Source organism: Acinetobacter sp. NPDC052428 (genome assembly GCF_044547685.1).
Classification (GTDB): domain Bacteria; phylum Pseudomonadota; class Gammaproteobacteria; order Pseudomonadales; family Moraxellaceae; genus Acinetobacter; species Acinetobacter lwoffii_G.
Genome location: NZ_JBIUAT010000013.1, coordinates 55,795 through 72,972, shown reverse-complemented (window position 1 = coordinate 72,972; position 17,178 = coordinate 55,795). Strand labels below are relative to the sequence as shown.

Here is a 17,178-nt window from a genome sequence, read left to right as displayed (position 1 = left end):
CGAGTAATTTCTACCATCAATCAATGAAAATAATTTCGATCAATCAACCAGTAAAAATCCACACAAGTTGTTCTTCATAATCTCTTAATGATCTTCTTGCTAATTCGTCACCAGCAAGCTAGGTCGGCTATATTACTCTCTATCTCTAGAAAGTCAACCAGTAATGAAAACTATTTTTAAAATTTCTTTCTAAAACCCAACTTAGTCAAACTTAACTAAGTCACTGTTTTATCAGAAGTTTTAATCTTCATCACCGCCGATGGATGTGCATTCTACAGGATTCCCGACCCAATACAACCCCTATTTTTAAATAATTCAGCAAAAATATCACGACTGTTTATTTATTCTACAAAAAATACAGGTTTTTCTATTTTTCACTCAAAATTTATTCAATTATTGATGTTTTAAAGTAGTTTATTTACTTATCAAAGGATATTTCTAGTTAATTTAATTGCTATATCTATCTAAAAATTTTTTATTGTCTTTATTTCAGATCAAACACAACAGATGAGTTAATAAAATAGATTTACTATGGAATCCCTTACCCATTTTAAAAATATAATCCTCCTCCATCCATTAAAATTCCATTCAACAAGATAATCACTCTATAGATAAACTCTGGTTGAATTGTTGAATGATTAAAATTAAAAGTGAAGCAATGCGAGAAGAAAGCAATCTTCAATGCACAGTTTTATTAGATGAAAAATAATTTAATAGGGGTTCGAGCATTCATCATGATAGCCACCGATAACAATTGTATATTTTTTATTCACATTGAATTTCAGGCATAAAAAAAACCGCTTAACGCGGTATCTTTTATCTCGACCATCTTGAAGGAGATGGTCGGAGCAGTAGGATTCGAACCTACGACCCCCTGGTCCCAAACCAGGTGCACTACCAGGCTGTGCTATGCTCCGATTTCAACTTTAAAAGTTGGGGTGAATGACGGGATTCGAACCCGCGACAACTGGAATCACAATCCAGGGCTCTACCAACTGAGCTACATCCACCATCATTTTGATTCTTAACATCAAGCGACCAAATGGCGCGCCTGACAGGATTCGAACCTGTGACCATCCGCTTAGAAGGCGGATGCTCTATCCAACTGAGCTACAAGCGCGTTACTGATGCAAACATCATTTGCCTTGAAGAATTGGTCGGAGCAGTAGGATTCGAACCTACGACCCCCTGGTCCCAAACCAGGTGCACTACCAGGCTGTGCTATGCTCCGATTCATCTCAGCTTTCGTATCGAACATCGTTCGGTACGGTGTGCATTCTAGGCGTGACGCCCGGAGACGTCAACACCTATATTTAAAAAAAACCGAAAAAACGCTTCAAGCGTTTATTTATCAATCGCTTCAGACATTTTTTATACAAATTTTAACGTTTTAGTCTGGCACTAAAGTTCAGCATGCGATCTAGAGGCAGCTTTGCTCGTTCCGCAAGTACCGGATCGACATATACTTCCTGATCTTTATGCTGTAACACATGCAAGATACCATCCAGCTCGTTCATGGCCATCCAAGGGCAATGCGCACAAGAACGACAGGTCGCCCCCTCTCCTGCGGTTGGTGCTTCAATCAGGATTTTATCCGGTACTGCCTGCTGCATTTTATAAAAAATGCCGCGATCAGTAGCCACGATTAAACGTTGATGTGGCAAAGTCTGCGCTGCTTTAATCAGTTGCGAAGTGCTACCCACGGCATCAGCAATCTCGACTACAGACATCGGTGATTCAGGATGTACCAGAACCGCAGCATCTGGATAGAGTGCTTTCATATTGGCAATACCGCGTGAACGGAATTCTTCATGCACGATACAGGCGCCATCCCAGAGCAACATCTCTGCACCGGTTTTTTTCTGGATATAACGACCCAGATGCTGATCGGGTGCCCAGATGATTTTTTCGCCCAGACTGTCCAGATGTTCGATAATTTCCACTGCACAGCTTGAAGTGACGACCCAATCGGCCCGGGCTTTCACGGCCGCTGACGTGTTAGCATAAACCACCACGGTATGATCCGGGTGCGCATCGCAAAAAGCGGTAAATTCATCGACAGGACAACCCAAGTCCAGTGAACAGGTCGCTTCCAGGGTAGGCATCAGCACGGTTTTATGGGGTGAAAGAATTTTAGAGGTTTCGCCCATAAATTTCACACCAGCCACCACAAGCGTTGAAGCCGGATGATCGCGACCAAAACGCGCCATTTCCAGTGAATCGGAAACACAGCCACCGGTCAGTTCAGCCAGTTCTTGCACTTCAGGATCACAATAATAATGCGCCACCAAAACAGCATCCTGTTTTTCCAGCTCTGCCTTGATCTGTGCAAATTTGTCCAATTTTTCCTGCTGGCTCATTTGATGTTCTTGTGGAACACCTAAACGATCTAAATGCGCCTGCACAATCGATTTAGCTTCATTGGCTATTAATTTGGTCGCATCACTCATAACAACTCTTACTCTACCCTCATGGTTCACTATTCAATGAACCTTTCACCCTACATCCTGGTCATCTTTGGCGAAGTGCTATTTTTGACCAGTCATTAAAAACTACAAGATATAAAAAAAGCCCCACAACGGAGGCTTTAGAAACAATCTGAATTATGAGCGATAATCTGCATTGATTTTTACGTAGTCATACGACAGGTCACAGGTATAAACCGTATCTTTTGCCTGACCTCGTCCAAGATCAACACGAATCGTCATTTCAGCCTGGGCCATCACACGTGCACCGGCTGCTTCAGTATAGTCTGCTGCCGCACCACCATCTTTACAGATTTGTACATCATCTAACCAAACCTGAATTTTTGCAACGTCTAAATTTGGCACACCGGCATAACCAATCGCTGCCAGAATACGGCCCCAGTTTGGATCAGAAGCAAAGATCGCGGTTTTGACCAGCGGTGAATGCGCAATGCTATAGGCAATATCGCAGCACTCTTGAGTATTACCACCGCCTTCTACAGTCACGGTAATGAATTTAGTCGCACCTTCACCATCACGTACAATCAGTTGCGCAAGGCGTTTCATGGTACGTGTCAATACGTCTAGCACCACTGCATAACGTGAATCTTCAGTCGAAGTGATTTCAGCACCACCGGCCTGACCTGTGGCAATAAAAATACACGAGTCATTAGTTGAGGTATCGCCATCAATTGTAATACGGTTAAACGATACATTGACTGTTTCAGTTAATAACTGTTGAACCAGTTCACGGCTGATCGGTGCATCCGTCGCAACATAGCCCAGCATGGTCGCCATATTCGGGCGAATCATGCCTGCACCTTTGGAAATACCGGTCATGGTATAAGTCACACCATCCAGCTCGAACTGTTCTGACGCACCTTTCGGAGTGGTATCTGTGGTCATGATTCCAGTCGCTGCATCGCCCCAGGCATCATCACGCAATGAATCCAGCGCAGGCTGTAAACCTGTAAGCAAACGCTCCATTGGAAGCTGCTCACCAATCACACCAGTCGAGAATGGCAACACTTCAGCAGCCTGTACGCCTGCAAGTTCAGCTAACTTGGCACAGGTGGCTTCTGCATTTGCCATGCCTGTAGGACCTGTTCCTGCATTGGCATTGCCGGTATTGATTACCAGGTAACGCGGATTAGTTACTTTTAAATGTGCTTTGGATACATGCACGGGTGCTGCACAAAAGGCATTCTGGGTAAACACTCCTGCAACATTGGAGCCTGCAGCCAGTTCAAATATCACCAGGTCACGTCGGTTCTGATAGCGCACATAGGCTTCAGCCGAACCAATTTTAACCCCTTTCACCACATGCATCTGTGGCATAGATACGTCACCAACTGCCATTTTAAAGTCCAATATTGAAGTTTTAGAAAAATACAGCTTAGTTGATCTGCAACAAAAAATCGAGCCAAAGCCTGAGCCAGCCTGAGATTTGTTATGGATTTTCACAATAAAAAACCAGTCATCAAGACTGGTTTCTACATTTTTAAAATAAGATATTTTTAATTTTGTGCAAGTTGTCCAGATTCGCTTAGCAAAGCCTGTTTCGCTTGTTGTTGACTTGCAGTAGAAAGTGCCGGATTTGTAGCAACAATACGGTCCGCATTTGCTGCATTAGCAGCTGCAATCGCAGCCGTCTGCAACACAATTGGACGATTCTGGTTGGCAAAGGTATAACGGATGCCGGTACGTGGGCTTGCCACAGTCACTTGTGCATCGGTACGTTGTACTTGAGCAGTAGTCGTACCCACCGCTTGCTGAACTTTATCAATTGTTGTAGTCGCTGCGGTTTGAGCAAAACTTAAGGCAGGCATTGCCAAAACGGCAATCATGAGCGTTTTTAATACTTTTTTCATTCAGGTTATTCCACTTTGATGTGTTGAATGAGCCATTAAATAGCATTTAATTCCTAAGACTGCAAACAGTATTCAATTTCTGAAAAATCTTCATACATAAAAAAATCAGAGCCATGTGGCTCTGATTTTTAATAGCGTTTAGATCTTGCCATGACATTGTTTATATTTCAGGCCTGAACCACATGGACAAGGCGCATTACGACTTGCCGGTGCTTCAAAGACTGGCGCCACCGAATTTGCCTGAGCATTTTGTTCAGTAGTGTTTTCATGTTCGCCTGCCAGCAAACCGTCAAACTCTTCATGAGATAACTGCAAACGCATTGCCTCAGCCTGTGCCTGCTGCTGTGCTTCCATTTCCGCCAGCTCTTCAGGGGTCGGTACGTGGATGCGTGACAGATCTGTTACGACATCTGACTTGATTGTACCGAGCATGTTTACAAACAGGTTATAAGCTTCTTTTTTATATTCCTGCTCTGGATTCTTCTGCGCATAACCACGTAAATGAATACCTTGACGCAAGTAGTCCATAGCCGCCAGATGCTCTTTCCAATGACGGTCCAGAGAATTCAGCATAAAGTGACGTTCAAGCGATGCTGCAGACTCTTCACCCATTTGTTCACGACGTGAACGGTAGCGGTTCAGCACTTCATCGGTAATGCGGACCACCAAGGCTTCTTCATCCAGACGACGGTCCTGTTCCAGCCATTGCCCGATAGGAAGATCCATCGAAAGATCTTCACGTAGCGCCAGTTCCAGACCTTCAATATCCCACTGGTCATGAATCGATTCAGGTGGAATATAGTTGGCGATCACACCCTGCATCACTTCACGGATCATTTCTTCAATATAATCCTGCAGTGAATTTTCTGCCAAAATGTCATCACGCTGACTATAAATGATCTTACGCTGTTCGTTATTCACGTCATCGTATTTCAGCAAGTTCTTACGAATATCGAAGTTACGTGCTTCCACTTTACGCTGCGCATTTTCAATCGAGCGAGACACCATTTTGTGCTCAATCGCTTCATCTTCCTGCAAGCCCATGGCACGCATCATGCCGACTACGCGATCACCGGCGAAAATACGCATCAAGTCATCTTCAAGTGACAGGTAGAAACGTGATACACCCGGGTCACCCTGACGACCGGCACGGCCACGCAGCTGGTTATCGATACGGCGTGATTCATGACGCTCGGAACCGATAATATGCAAACCGCCTGAATCCAGCACGGCCTGGTGATTAACATCCCATTCTGCTTTCAGACGAGTTTCATCTTCAGGAGTCGGGTTTTCAATTTTAGCCAGCAACGCCTTCCAGTTACCACCCAACAAAATGTCGGTACCACGACCGGCCATGTTAGTGGCAATCGTCACTGCACGCGGCGCACCGGCCTGCGCAATAATATCGGCTTCACGTTCGTGCTGTTTGGCATTCAGTACTTCATGCTGGATCCCTGCAGCTTTTAGCTTATCCGACAGGATCTCAGAAGCTTCAATGGTGGCTGTACCAATCAGAATTGGTGCAACACCAGCTTCATGCACACGCTGAATTTCTTGAATAATGGCGTTATATTTGCCTTCACGATTTAAATAGATTAAATCGTTCTGGTCATCACGGATCATTGGACGGTGAGTTGGAATCAGCACCACATCCAGACCATAAATTTCTTTCATTTCCGCTGCTTCAGTATCAGCAGTACCGGTCATACCGGACAGTTTTTTATACAGACGGAAATAGTTCTGGAAGGTTGTGGTTGCCAGAGTCTGGTTTTCTGGCTGGATTTCCAGACCTTCTTTGGCTTCTACGGCTTGATGCAAACCTTCAGACCAACGACGTCCCGGCATAGTACGACCGGTATTTTCATCGACAATAATCACTTCACCATCGTTGATGATGTATTGGACATTACGCTGATAGAGATAATGCGCACGGATCGCTGCAGTAACATGATGCAACAGGTTTAGGTTCGATGCTGAATACAAGCTCTCGCCTTCTGCCAACAAGCCCATTTCTATCAGTTCACTTTCAATGGTTTCAAAACCCACTTCAGTAATTTCAACTGAACGCTGTTTTTCATCAATCCAGAAGTGACCGCCATCCGGCACTTTCTCTTCTTTCTGTGCCTGTAATTTTGGTGGAATATTATTGATGGCTGCATAAAGCTGTGAAGAATCTTCACTTTGACCGGAAATAATCAACGGGGTACGTGCTTCATCAATCAGGATCGAATCGACCTCATCGATAATCGCATAGGTCAAACCACGCTGCTTTTTCTCTACTAGCGAGAACACCATGTTGTCACGCAGGTAGTCAAAGCCAAATTCGTTATTGGTACCGTAAGTAATATCGGCACGATAAGCTTCAGCTTTTTCCATCGGATTTTGCATGGAATAAATAATGCCGATGCTTAGACCCAAAAATTCGAATAATGGACGGTTCAACTCGGCATCACGTTGTGCCAGGTAATCGTTCACGGTAATGACATGCACGCCCTGACCACTGATGGCATTCAGATAACAGGCCAAAGTACCCATCAGGGTTTTACCTTCACCGGTACGCATTTCTGCGATTTTACCTTCATGCAAGGTAATACCACCGATCAGCTGCACGTCATAATGACGCATGCCCATCACCCGCTTCGCGGCTTCACGACAGACTGCAAATGCTTCAGGCAATAGTTTATCGAGGGTTTCACCCTTATTATATCGTTGTTTGAATTCTTCAGTTTTTGCAGATAAGTCTGCATCGCTAAGGGTAGATATCGTCGGCTCGAGCACATTAATCTTGTCTACGATTTTACGCATGCGTTTGAGTTCGCGCTCATTTTTGGTACCGAAGATTCCTCCGATCAGACTTGCCAACATGAATAGACTCTCTAAATCTTGCTTGTCAAATGAATATGTTCTTAGTCGTTATTATGGTGCTAGAAATTTGAACTACAAGGGTTTTGCTGTAAAACCGCTAAAAAAATCTGATCCTTAGTTCTAGCCCTAAGATCTAAGGCAAAGTAATGTAGCAAATTTTCCCTGTGCAACATAGTCAATTAAGTGACTGATTTTTGCGCTTCTGGATAGACGGATATCCTACTTATGCAATTTACTCATAAAGAAAGCAAAAAACACTATTTTTAATCATAAAAAAATTGATTCATATTAAATCGTATCTCGACACTAAAAGACCAATTGAGGCTAAAAAGATGAGTTTACGTCTAGGCGATACCGCACCGAATTTTGAACAGCAATCCAGTGAAGGCCTGATTAATTTTTATGACTTTCTGGGTGATAGCTGGGGCATTTTATTTTCACACCCTGCTGACTATACACCAGTATGTACGACTGAGCTTGGCTATACCGCAAAACTGAAAGACGAGTTTGCAAAACGTAGCGTGAAAGCCATTGCCTTGTCGGTCGATGATGTTGAATCGCATCATGGCTGGATTAAAGACATCAATGAAACCCAGAACACCACAGTGAATTTCCCCATCATTGCCGATCAGGATCGCAAAGTTTCCGAGCTGTATGACTTTATTCATCCGAATGCCAGCGAAACTCTAACGGTCCGTTCTTTAGTGGTCATTGACCCCAATAAAAAAGTCCGTTTGATTATTACTTATCCTGCATCGACCGGTCGTAATTTCCATGAAATCTTGCGTGTGATAGATTCGCTGCAACTCACCGATAGCCATAAAGTGGCAACGCCTGCAAACTGGCAGCATGGCGATGATGTGGTGATTGTCCCTTCATTGAAGGATGAGGAGGAAATCAAGCAACGTTTTCCAAAAGGTTATACCGCTGTCACGCCTTACCTTCGCTTAACGCCACATCCTGAGCAAAATTAAAAGGACTCCTTTTTAATTTTGCGCAAGACAAGCGAAGCGCGTAGCACAGGATAAGATGGAGCTCGTAGTAAAGAATAAGAGAAACTCTATTTTCCAGATTTAATGCTTTATCGAATACTACATTGACGTGCTACGGGTTCGATTTCTCTATACAGCCTGTCTTCGGATAGGCTTTTTTATATTCAAAATCTCATATCCACTTTAAACTTGAAATAACAAAAACAACATCTATGCTCTGTATGAAAATCTGCATATTTCCAATTCTCATGAGTGGCTACCTCCTAACCACAGGTTGCATGACTACGCCTGCCCTGCCTGAACCTCAACGTCCTCAGCATTGGGGACAGCCCATTCATCAGAATCATAATTTTCATCAAATCAGCAATTTTGTTTATCGTAGTGAGTAGCCTTCAACTGAACTCATTCCTTTATTAAAGTAGCATCAAATCAATGTGGTTATTAATTTACGTTCACGGGATCAAGACAGCTTTGTTTTGAGCAATGAAAACTTTCAGCTACATCATGTACCCATACATACCTGGGCAATTGATCGGGAAGATTTATTGAAAATTATGCTACTGATTCAGCAAGCACAACAAAATCACCAAAGGTGCTCCTGCATTGTTATCACGGTTCAGACCGCACTGGTGCAAGTGTCGCCATGTACCGAATTATTTTTGAACATTGGCCGATTGAGCAGGCGCTACAAGAAATGAAATATGGCGGTTATGGCTTTCATTGCATTTGGAGCAATATCGAAAAGTTATTCACGCCTGAAAATGTAAAATGGATTCGCGAGCAACTCAAGAATCCATCTACAGAAACTTTGATTAATACAAAGAATTAACGCTTATCCAGCGGCACCCAGTCATTCACCCAAGCTGATTTCATATTCAGGCTGGCATCAGACGCAATTTTCTTACGAAGTGCATCTGCAGTCTCACGGTCTTTGGACGGCCCCACCATGATGCGTACACCTTTAGAAGTTGAGCTTTTGGTGACCTTATAACCTTTGGCACGCAGTTTGGCTGCTACAGCATCCGCATTGGCTTCATTCGCTGCCAGTGCCACCTGTACCATCCATTGCTTGTCCTCTTCACCTTCCAGTAACTTACGCGCCTGCTCAGCTTCTGCTTTCTTCTTGGCTTCTTCGGCTGTAGCCTTTTTCTTGGCTTCTTCAGCTTTACGTTTTTCGTCAGCTTTACGTTTTTCCTCGGCAGCTTTACGTTCAGCTTCTTTCTTTTCAGCCGCTTTACGCTCTTCCTCGGTTTTACGTTTTGCTTCAGCCGCCTTACGTTCTGCTTCGGTTTTTTGCTGTTGCTCTAACTTGCGTTTTTCTTCAGCGGCTTTACTTTCAGCAGCTTTACGCTCTGCTTCTTTCTTGGCTGCGTCAGTAGAACTATTGGCTTTTTGTTGTACCAGCTGCTGCTGGGCTAACTTTTTTTCTTGCACCGCTTTTTCTTCAGCCAGACGTTTCTGCTTGGCCTGTTCATCTTCCACCAGTTCTGGTGGAATATTATCGGAACTTTGCTGTCCTAGGCGGTGTGCATTCAGGGCAGCATATTCTTCAGCCGCTTTACGTGCAGCATCTGCTTCAGCCTGCTGTTGCATCGCTAAAAATTCGGCTGCACGCGCCTCCTGTTCTGCAACCGCTTTTTCGCGATCACGGCGTTGCTGTTCAAGTAAACGCTTTTCTGTTTCTACATCGACCGTCAAAGAACCGAGCGAATGATTGCCTGCCTCTTTATTTTCAACTTCCGCAGCCTGTGCCGGATTTTGCTGACGGTCCTGATTGATTTCATCTTGGCCTTTCAGGAGTAATGCTGCCAATAAAACACCACCACCGAGTAAAACAACACTGCCCATCCAGCGCTGTTTGTTATTCATTGACATTCTTCCAAATACTCCCATACCGCTTCTAAGGTATGAAATGATCCACATACCAAAATCAGCTGATTATTATCTGTTTGATCCAGTGCTGATTTAAAAGCTAATTTTACATTGTCAAATTGTTCTACCGCCTCACCGCTTAAAGCATCAGCCAAAACTGTGACCTCTGCCGCACGTGGGACGAATAATGGTGCAATTTTCCACAATTGAACCGTGTCTTTCAATAACTTGACGACAGAATTTATATCTTTATCTGCCAGCATTGAAAATACACAAATGACTTCATTATATTTTTGATTGTAATTTAAATAATCTCGTAATTGTTTCAGCAGAAATTCCACCCCATGCGGGTTATGTCCTGCATCAAAAATCACGGTTTTATTCTGGATTTGACGGATTTCAAACCGTCCCGGCAACGTTGCTGTTTGAATACCTTGAGCCATCGCATCCTGACTGACCGTTAAACCGCTCAGCAAAATGGCAGCCACAGCGGTGGAAATATTATCCAGTGCCAGCGAACCTGTTGGGAGTTTTAAGGTCGTACCCGATGAAGCAAAAGCCCAGCTTTGGCCATCTTCAAAGGCTTTATAGAAATAATCACGGTTGATTGCATACAAAGATGCATTACATTCTTGAGCTTTATTTAGAATGGCTTGCGGGATCTGTTGCTGTCCACCAAACACGACTGGAATATCCGGGCGAATAATTCCGGCCTTTTCAAAAGCAATTTTCTCGATGGTGTCACCAAGCCAGTCAGTATGATCCAGACCAATATTGGTAATCACCGCCACATCCGGATTGACCACATTGACCACATCCAGACGGCCGCCTAAGCCAACTTCCAGCACCCAGACATCACAGCATTGATCTTTAAAAATCACAAAAGCAGCCAGTGTCGTGGCTTCAAAGAAAGACAGGCTCAAACCGCATTCGCGACGAGCCTGATCGACCTGAACAAAAGCATCAATCAGCAACTGATCTTCCACTTCAATGCCGCGCAATTTAACACGCTCATTGAAACGGTACACGTGGGGGGATTGATATAGCCCGACCTTGAAGCCTTGCGCATTCAGGATCGCGGCCAGCGTGGTGGTGGTCGAACCCTTACCATTGGTTCCTGCCACCGTCAGCACTTTGGCCTCTGGAGATGTCACGCCCAGCTTTTCAGCCACAGGAATAACCCGTTCCAGACCTAAATCAATACCCGTAACGTGAACATGGCTCCAATAATCGAGCCATGTATTTAAAGAATCTGTTGCTAAGGGTGCTGTGTTCAATGCAAATTCATCAACTTCGTAACGATACGATAAACTGTATCACGTAATGCATGACGGTGAACAATCTGATCGATTACCCCATGATCAAGCAAATATTCCGCGCGCTGGAACGGTTCTTCCAGTTTTTCACGTACAGTCTGTTCGATCACACGTTTACCGGCAAAGCCAATCATCGCTTTCGGTTCAGCAATATGTACATCACCCAGCATTGCCAATGATGCGGTCACACCGCCGTACACTGGATGAGTCAATACCACTACATAAGGCAGACCTGCTTCTTTTAAACGCTGGATCGCAGCCGAAGTACGCGCCATTTGCATCAGGGACAACATGCCTTCCTGCATACGAGCACCACCCGAAGCAGCAAAACAGATCAAAGGTTGACGAGCTTCAATCGCATGTTCTGCAGCCTGAACAAAGCGGTCACCGACCACTGTGCCCATAGAACCGCCCATGAAGTCGAACTCAAACGCACAGGCAATCATCGGTACGCCTTTCAGCAAACCTTGAATTACTACCAATGCTTCGGTTTCACCAGTTTTCTTTTGTGCTTCCGCCATACGGTCTGGATAGGCTTTACTATCGACAAATTTCAGCGGATCTTTGGCTATAAATTCCTGACCCAATTCTGTTTGTACCTGATCAAAGAACCAGTTCAAACGCTCACGGGCTTTCATACGCAAATGCTCATCACATTGCGGACATACATAGGCATTGAATGACATGGCAGTACGGGTCACCAATGCATGACATTCAGGGCACTCAATCGTAGGCTCGGTAAATGTCGCTTTATATGCCGTTTGCTCATCGGGTACCTGAATGCCCGGAACAGTACGCTCCGTCCATGGGGTCGATGGGCTCAGAATTTTGCCTGATTTCACTTGTTGACTCATACTAACTCATCGAGCGCTGCTCGAAGCTCCTTGACTTTATTCACCGTCGCAATAACGGCTTGTTCTGGTGCGAGCGTTGCAAACTGCTTTACAAACGCACTACCCACAATAACTGCATCGGCAGCAACACCCATCGCTTTCGCAGATGCAGCATCACTGATACCGAAACCTACGCCTACAGGAACATCAGTCACAGCTTTAATCTTTTGAATGCGTGCAGCGGCTTCAGAAACATCTAAAGTTGCTGCACCGGTCACGCCTTTCAGTGACACATAGTAAATAAAGCCGCTGGCCTGTTTTGCTACATGTTGAATACGTGCATCGGTTGAAGTGGGTGCCAGCAGGAAAATCTGATCCATGTCATATTTTTCCAGTACTTCACCCAGACTTTTTGCTTCTTCTGGTGGCAAGTCCACCAGAAGTACGCCGTCTACTCCACATTCATAGGCATAAGCCACAAACTTTTCATAGCCAATTACTTCAACCGGATTCAGATAACCCATCAGCACCACTGGTGTTTCGCGGTCTTTCAAGCGAAATTCTTTCACCATATGCAGTGCATCCAGTGTATTGGTTCCACCTGCCAAAGCACGTTCAGCAGCTAGCGCAATCACTGGCCCATCTGCCATCGGGTCTGAGAAAGGAAGTCCCAGCTCAATCACGTCGACACCCGCCTCCACCATCTCATGCAGCAAAGGCACTGTGACTTCTGGATGCGGATCACCCGCCATGACATAAGAAACTAAAGCTTTACGCTGTTGAGATTTAAGTTGTCCAAATCGTGTGGCTAAACGTGACATAGGGTGGTATTTTCCTTAACGTGTTTCAAACTTGAGGCATTGACTATGTAGAAATACAAGACATCGCATTGTAACGCTATTTTTTGTCCAATGAACAGTCTGCGATACCGACCTCGAGTACTTCATTTCCTGTGCGAAGATTTCAAAACAATTCGGAAGGGTCTATTTACGATTATTTTGATTTTTTTCACAATGATCAAAGATGCCTAATTTTGCTATTACCTAAAATCTTGAATATTTAGATAAACTTATTTTTATCATATAAAAATTAATAAAAATGCAGATGTTAGCGCATTCATTTAAAGTTTTCTGAAATTGCAAAACCTGCTTTATACTAGTCCTATTCTCTTACTTTTTTATCTCCTATGCAGACTGATTCTGAGGCTACAGTGCAGGCACGCGCCATTGCACTGCTGCCGCTTATTGTATTTTTAACCATATTTTTGGGTAGCGGGATCTATCATTCCCTGATCGGAACCGAGTTCGCGTTCTATCAGGTGAAAGCGCCTGTCGCTGCCCTGCCTGCGATTATCTTGGCTGCATTAGTGTATCGCGGCAAACTCAACCAGGGCATTGAGGAATTCCTTAGAGGTGCCAGTCATCCAAATTTAATTCTGATGTTTATGGTGTTTATGCTGGCAGGTGCTTTTGCCAGCGTCAGTAGCGCCATTGGCAGCGTCGACGCCACCGTGCAGATGGGCTTGTCAGTGATTCCACCTACATTTATTCTGCCGATGTTATTTGTGATCTCGGCCTTTATTGCCACGGCGATGGGTACCTCCATGGGCACCGTTGCAGCCTGTGCGCCGATCGCTTTTGGTTTCACCCAGGTGACCGATATTGACGTGATTTATGCGATTGGTGCGGTCGTCGGTGGTGCCATGTTCGGTGATAACCTGTCCATGATTTCAGACACCACCATTGCGGCGACCACCAGCCAACGCGTACAACTGCGTGACAAGTTCAGAGTCAATGTCTGGATTGCAGTTCCAGCCTCAATCGTCACTATTTTAATTTACGTGTTAAGTACCGGCAGTAGCAACACATTGGAATACAAGGATTTTAACTGGCTTCTGGTCTTACCTTATATCGCCGTATTTATTTTGGCCTTTAGCCGTTTACACGTTCTGGCTGTACTGACCATTGGCGTACTACTTTCCGGCTTGTTTGGCCTATTTGCCACAGCTGAATTCGATCTGCTCAAACTGAATACTTCAATTTATGATGGCTTTGTCGGCATGTTTGAAGTGGCGTTATTGTCGATGTTCCTGGGTGGCCTCTCGGCGATCATGCAACGAGAAGGCGGTTTACGCTGGCTGATCGAGCGCATTTATAGCTTGACCCGTCTATTTAAAGTTGGGAAGCAACGTGCCGGCGAAATCGGGATTAGTTTTCTGGTGGTGTTTTCGAATATCTTTGTGGCCAATAATACCGTGGCGATTATTCTGTCTGGTGATATGGCGCGTGAAGTCGCCAAAGAATACGGGGTGGATCCCAAGCGTTCTGCGGCACTGATGGATATTTTCTCTTGCGTGGTACAGGGTTTAATTCCTTATGGCGCACAGTTACTACTGGCCTGCTCCATTGCAAAAATCTCGCCGGTTGAACTGATTGGTGGTGTGTACTATTGCTGGATTCTGGCCATTTTTGCGATTGCTGCGATCGCGTTTAGATTCCCTCAGGTGAAAGCAAGCACTTAATCCATCATCCTGCGAAAATAAAAAAGCGATCGATACGGGTCGCTTTTTTTAGCTGCGCTGTTTGTGTAACTGCTTTCTGCGCTCTAATAATGTCTGTCCGGTGGCTGCCTTGTAGGCCCGTGCCAATGCCGACTGGTCAGAATAATCCAGCTGCTCGGCGATTTCGGTCAGACCTAATCCCTTCTGCAACAACAGCTCGCAACGTTTGATCCGCTGCTGTTCCAGCAGTTTTTTAAATGAAGTGCCATGGGTACTAAATAAGCGTTGCAAACTCCGTGTCGACATCAATAACTGCTGAGCAAGTTGTTCAACTTTAATCGCCTGATGCTGGGTTCGCAGCTGTTCAGCAATCATTTGCTGCGCCTGTTCCAAATGATTCTCAAGGGGCGGCTTGGCGGCAATCGCCTGTTCTGCCTGATGCACCAGCAACTGCAACAGCATCGGATCTGCCTGCTCAGACCGATGTGCCAGTCCTTGTAGATCCAGTTCTATGCCATAGTAGGCTTGGGAAAATATCACCTCGCTGGCGAAAAACTTTTGATAATGCATTTGTCCCCTATCGGGCGCATGGGCAAAGCGTACACAACGGACTAACAGTTGATGATCCTGTAAAATGACACGTCCCAACTGTACCATCGCGGCCATGGTCAGTTCATTGAGCAGATTATATTTTTCGTCCAGATAGGCCCAAAATAATTCAATACTGTGTTCACGCTGCTTCAACTGCAAAGGTACAAACTCACTGCCATCAATCACCAGTCGTTGAAAACGCATAATATGGCGGATCATTTCCGCAACGCTGCTGCTTCGCGAAGCCATATAGCCGAGCACGCCAAAATGTTCTGGACGAATAACCTGCACGATCTCGAAAATTAGTTGTGGACAGTTTAAATGTTGCCGGGTTCTTAACAGAAGCTGATTTAATAATTCCAGCGGCACTTGCGTGGCAAAAGGCTGATCAATCAGGGGGACAAGCGCTTCATGTACATCTTGCAGAAAGTCAGCTTCCAAAGGCTCAATTTGCAGACTGCGCAGATAAGTCGCCCAAAGCTGAATATAACCATTGGATATTTTAATTTCTTGCATGCGCGCTTCCCGCTGCCTGCTTTAGGCTAAGCAGTTTTATTTTCATTTGGCATAAAATGTATAAAAATTGGCAAGCACTGTCAAAACAATTACGGCATTCCCCGACATACTGTCAGCATCGTCACAAAAAAGAACTTTTAAGATGAATGCAGTATTAAAATCTTCAATAAAGCCCGTGGTCCGGACCCAGCTTGATTTTAAACTGGATGAAATTCCGCGCTACTGGTTTGGCGGCGATCCCTTTCTGACCCGCATGTTCGATGCCTTGAGCCTGACCTTTCCAGATGGCGAGCGTTATTTTATTCAAAGTGTGCGCCTGTTCCGCGATCAGATCACAGACCTGGAACTGCAACAACGTGTGGCAGATTTTATTCGTCAGGAAGCACAGCATGGCATTGCCCATGAAAAAATGAACCAGCTGATGCGTGAACAAGGCATGCCCGTCGATGATTTTATCGAACGTTTGAATAATATGTTCGCTTATGACCTCAAACATCGTTCAGCACAGTTCAATATTGCCACGACGGCAGCGGCAGAACACTTGACCGCGCTGATGGCTGAAACTTTTTACGGTCAGAAATCCACCTTAAAAGACGGGCATCCTCATATACGTGCCATGTTTGCCTGGCATGCGATTGAAGAAATGGAGCATCGTGATGTGGCTTTTGACGTGATGAAAGATGTCGCGAAAACACCTGAATGGATGCGCAAAATGACCCTGCTCAGCACGACATTTTTGATGTTTAGTTATACCGTCTATCGCGCCAATGTCATGCTGAAACATGATGGCTTCAGTGTCTTGGAGCGTTTGCAAATGAACTTAAAAGGATTGCCCTGGTTGTTTGGCCGCAACGGCACCTTGACCCGTATGGGCCCACAATATCGGGACTGGTTTAAAAAAGATTTTCATCCCAGTCAGCATCCTGTGATTGCGCAATATGATGTCTGGGTGAAGACTTTAGCCGAAACCAATGATCCAATTCAGGCCGGTGAAGCCTTCTGGCAGGCCGCCAAAGATTAAGCTCAAGTCAAAAAGCCTTTAATGTTGATAGTGCCCGTCAGTTAAGCAATTGATTGGAATTTTATTTTTTAAATTCAGTATTATATTTGATAGATGGAAAAGTCATCCGCAACTATTTGAGGCAGGACTACATTAAAAAATGATTATTTCTGCGACAAATTTACTAGTGGATGGTGGCTGACAAGTTTTGCGGTGAGGAGTATTACTCCGCAAGATGCCTTCCTTGCGAAGCTCCGCTTCTCATTTGGGCGAAACCAAAGTAACAAATGATTCATTAATATCTGATTTAAAACGTAAGAATCCATCGTGAACTACTAAAAAGTTAAAGAGCCTATT

At 44.7% G+C, this 17,178-nt stretch carries 12 protein-coding genes, 4 tRNA genes and 1 pseudogene; 4 read left to right on the top strand and 13 right to left on the bottom strand.

Translation table 11 applies throughout. The features are described from left to right. Positions 1-840 precede the first annotated feature (840 nt). The 8 genes from ACIG3F_RS09155 to secA form a co-directional block, all read right to left on the bottom strand. Positions 841-917 (bottom strand) — tRNA-Pro (locus ACIG3F_RS09155). Between the two features lie 17 nt (positions 918-934). Continuing rightward, a tRNA-His gene (locus tag ACIG3F_RS09150) sits at positions 935-1,010 on the bottom strand. A gap of 33 nt (positions 1,011-1,043) precedes the next feature. After that, a tRNA-Arg gene (locus ACIG3F_RS09145) sits at positions 1,044-1,120 on the bottom strand. A 34-nt stretch (positions 1,121-1,154) separates the two neighbouring features. After that, a tRNA-Pro gene (locus tag ACIG3F_RS09140) sits at positions 1,155-1,231 on the bottom strand. Positions 1,232-1,382: 151 nt separating this feature from the next. Continuing rightward, positions 1,383-2,450: a quinolinate synthase NadA gene (nadA, locus tag ACIG3F_RS09135; RefSeq protein WP_396469874.1), complete on the bottom strand. Its 1,068-nt coding sequence runs from the start codon at positions 2,448-2,450 to the stop codon at positions 1,383-1,385. Positions 2,451-2,603: 153 nt separating this feature from the next. Then, on the bottom strand, positions 2,604-3,824 hold the full coding sequence (gene argJ / locus ACIG3F_RS09130; RefSeq protein WP_396469873.1) for a bifunctional glutamate N-acetyltransferase/amino-acid acetyltransferase ArgJ: 1,221 nt from the start codon (positions 3,822-3,824) through the stop codon (positions 2,604-2,606). A 158-nt stretch (positions 3,825-3,982) separates the two neighbouring features. After that, positions 3,983-4,336 (bottom strand): hypothetical protein, encoded by a 354-nt coding sequence (locus tag ACIG3F_RS09125; RefSeq protein ID WP_396469872.1) that lies wholly within the window; start codon positions 4,334-4,336, stop codon positions 3,983-3,985. A 138-nt stretch (positions 4,337-4,474) separates the two neighbouring features. Further along, positions 4,475-7,201, bottom strand: coding sequence for a preprotein translocase subunit SecA (gene secA, locus ACIG3F_RS09120; protein WP_396469871.1), 2,727 nt, complete (start codon positions 7,199-7,201; stop codon positions 4,475-4,477). Between the two features lie 332 nt (positions 7,202-7,533). Here secA and ACIG3F_RS09115 point away from each other — a divergent pair, with 332 nt between their 5' ends. Both ACIG3F_RS09115 and ACIG3F_RS09110 read left to right on the top strand, forming a co-directional pair. Beyond that, positions 7,534-8,175: a peroxiredoxin gene (locus ACIG3F_RS09115; protein ID WP_071851665.1), complete on the top strand. Its 642-nt coding sequence runs from the start codon at positions 7,534-7,536 to the stop codon at positions 8,173-8,175. 239 nt (positions 8,176-8,414) lie between these two features. Next, positions 8,415-9,022 (top strand): annotated as a pseudogene (locus ACIG3F_RS09110) (dual specificity protein phosphatase family protein). Here the strand turns inward: ACIG3F_RS09110 and ACIG3F_RS09105 are convergent. The 4 genes from ACIG3F_RS09105 to trpA are packed head-to-tail and all read right to left on the bottom strand — an operon-like array spanning position 9,019 to position 13,035. After that, on the bottom strand, positions 9,019-10,062 hold the full coding sequence (locus tag ACIG3F_RS09105; RefSeq protein ID WP_168387010.1) for an SPOR domain-containing protein: 1,044 nt from the start codon (positions 10,060-10,062) through the stop codon (positions 9,019-9,021). The pseudogene ACIG3F_RS09110 and the gene ACIG3F_RS09105 overlap by 4 nt on opposite strands. After that, positions 10,059-11,342: a bifunctional tetrahydrofolate synthase/dihydrofolate synthase gene (gene folC / locus ACIG3F_RS09100; protein WP_314136756.1), complete on the bottom strand. Its 1,284-nt coding sequence runs from the start codon at positions 11,340-11,342 to the stop codon at positions 10,059-10,061. The genes ACIG3F_RS09105 and folC overlap by 4 nt, the downstream gene beginning before the upstream one ends. Next, positions 11,339-12,235 carry an acetyl-CoA carboxylase, carboxyltransferase subunit beta gene (accD, locus tag ACIG3F_RS09095; RefSeq protein WP_004645174.1) on the bottom strand — a complete coding sequence of 299 codons (897 nt, stop codon included), beginning with the start codon at positions 12,233-12,235 and terminating at the stop codon, positions 11,339-11,341. Before accD ends, folC begins: the two co-directional genes overlap by 4 nt. Beyond that, positions 12,232-13,035: a tryptophan synthase subunit alpha gene (gene trpA, locus ACIG3F_RS09090; RefSeq protein ID WP_005106102.1), complete on the bottom strand. Its 804-nt coding sequence runs from the start codon at positions 13,033-13,035 to the stop codon at positions 12,232-12,234. Before trpA ends, accD begins: the two co-directional genes overlap by 4 nt. Positions 13,036-13,400: 365 nt before the next feature. On the opposite strand from trpA, the gene ACIG3F_RS09085 reads away from it, so the two are divergent. Then, positions 13,401-14,735, top strand: coding sequence for a Na+/H+ antiporter NhaC family protein (locus ACIG3F_RS09085; protein ID WP_396469870.1), 1,335 nt, complete (start codon positions 13,401-13,403; stop codon positions 14,733-14,735). A gap of 48 nt (positions 14,736-14,783) precedes the next feature. On the opposite strand, the gene ACIG3F_RS09080 is transcribed toward ACIG3F_RS09085, so the two are convergent. Further along, the gene (locus tag ACIG3F_RS09080; protein WP_129717567.1) at positions 14,784-15,821 is read right to left on the bottom strand and encodes an AraC family transcriptional regulator; all 1,038 of its coding nucleotides are present in this window, start codon (positions 15,819-15,821) and stop codon (positions 14,784-14,786) included. A 142-nt stretch (positions 15,822-15,963) separates the two neighbouring features. On the opposite strand from ACIG3F_RS09080, the gene ACIG3F_RS09075 reads away from it, so the two are divergent. Beyond that, the gene (locus tag ACIG3F_RS09075) at positions 15,964-16,842 is read left to right on the top strand and encodes a metal-dependent hydrolase (RefSeq protein ID WP_004281665.1); all 879 of its coding nucleotides are present in this window, start codon (positions 15,964-15,966) and stop codon (positions 16,840-16,842) included. The last annotated feature ends 336 nt before the right edge of the window (positions 16,843-17,178 follow it).

Coding starts and splice junctions, on each gene's coding strand:
- nadA (WP_396469874.1), bottom strand. CDS start 2,450: ATGAGTGATGCGACCAAATTAATAGCCAATGAAGCTAAATCGATTGTG.
- argJ (WP_396469873.1), bottom strand. CDS start 3,824: ATGGCAGTTGGTGACGTATCTATGCCACAGATGCATGTGGTGAAAGGG.
- ACIG3F_RS09125 (WP_396469872.1), bottom strand. CDS start 4,336: ATGAAAAAAGTATTAAAAACGCTCATGATTGCCGTTTTGGCAATGCCT.
- secA (WP_396469871.1), bottom strand. CDS start 7,201: ATGTTGGCAAGTCTGATCGGAGGAATCTTCGGTACCAAAAATGAGCGC.
- ACIG3F_RS09115 (WP_071851665.1), top strand. CDS start 7,534: ATGAGTTTACGTCTAGGCGATACCGCACCGAATTTTGAACAGCAATCC.
- ACIG3F_RS09105 (WP_168387010.1), bottom strand. CDS start 10,062: ATGAATAACAAACAGCGCTGGATGGGCAGTGTTGTTTTACTCGGTGGT.
- accD (WP_004645174.1), bottom strand. CDS start 12,235: ATGAGTCAACAAGTGAAATCAGGCAAAATTCTGAGCCCATCGACCCCA.
- trpA (WP_005106102.1), bottom strand. CDS start 13,035: ATGTCACGTTTAGCCACACGATTTGGACAACTTAAATCTCAACAGCGT.
- ACIG3F_RS09085 (WP_396469870.1), top strand. CDS start 13,401: ATGCAGACTGATTCTGAGGCTACAGTGCAGGCACGCGCCATTGCACTG.
- ACIG3F_RS09080 (WP_129717567.1), bottom strand. CDS start 15,821: ATGCAAGAAATTAAAATATCCAATGGTTATATTCAGCTTTGGGCGACT.
- ACIG3F_RS09075 (WP_004281665.1), top strand. CDS start 15,964: ATGAATGCAGTATTAAAATCTTCAATAAAGCCCGTGGTCCGGACCCAG.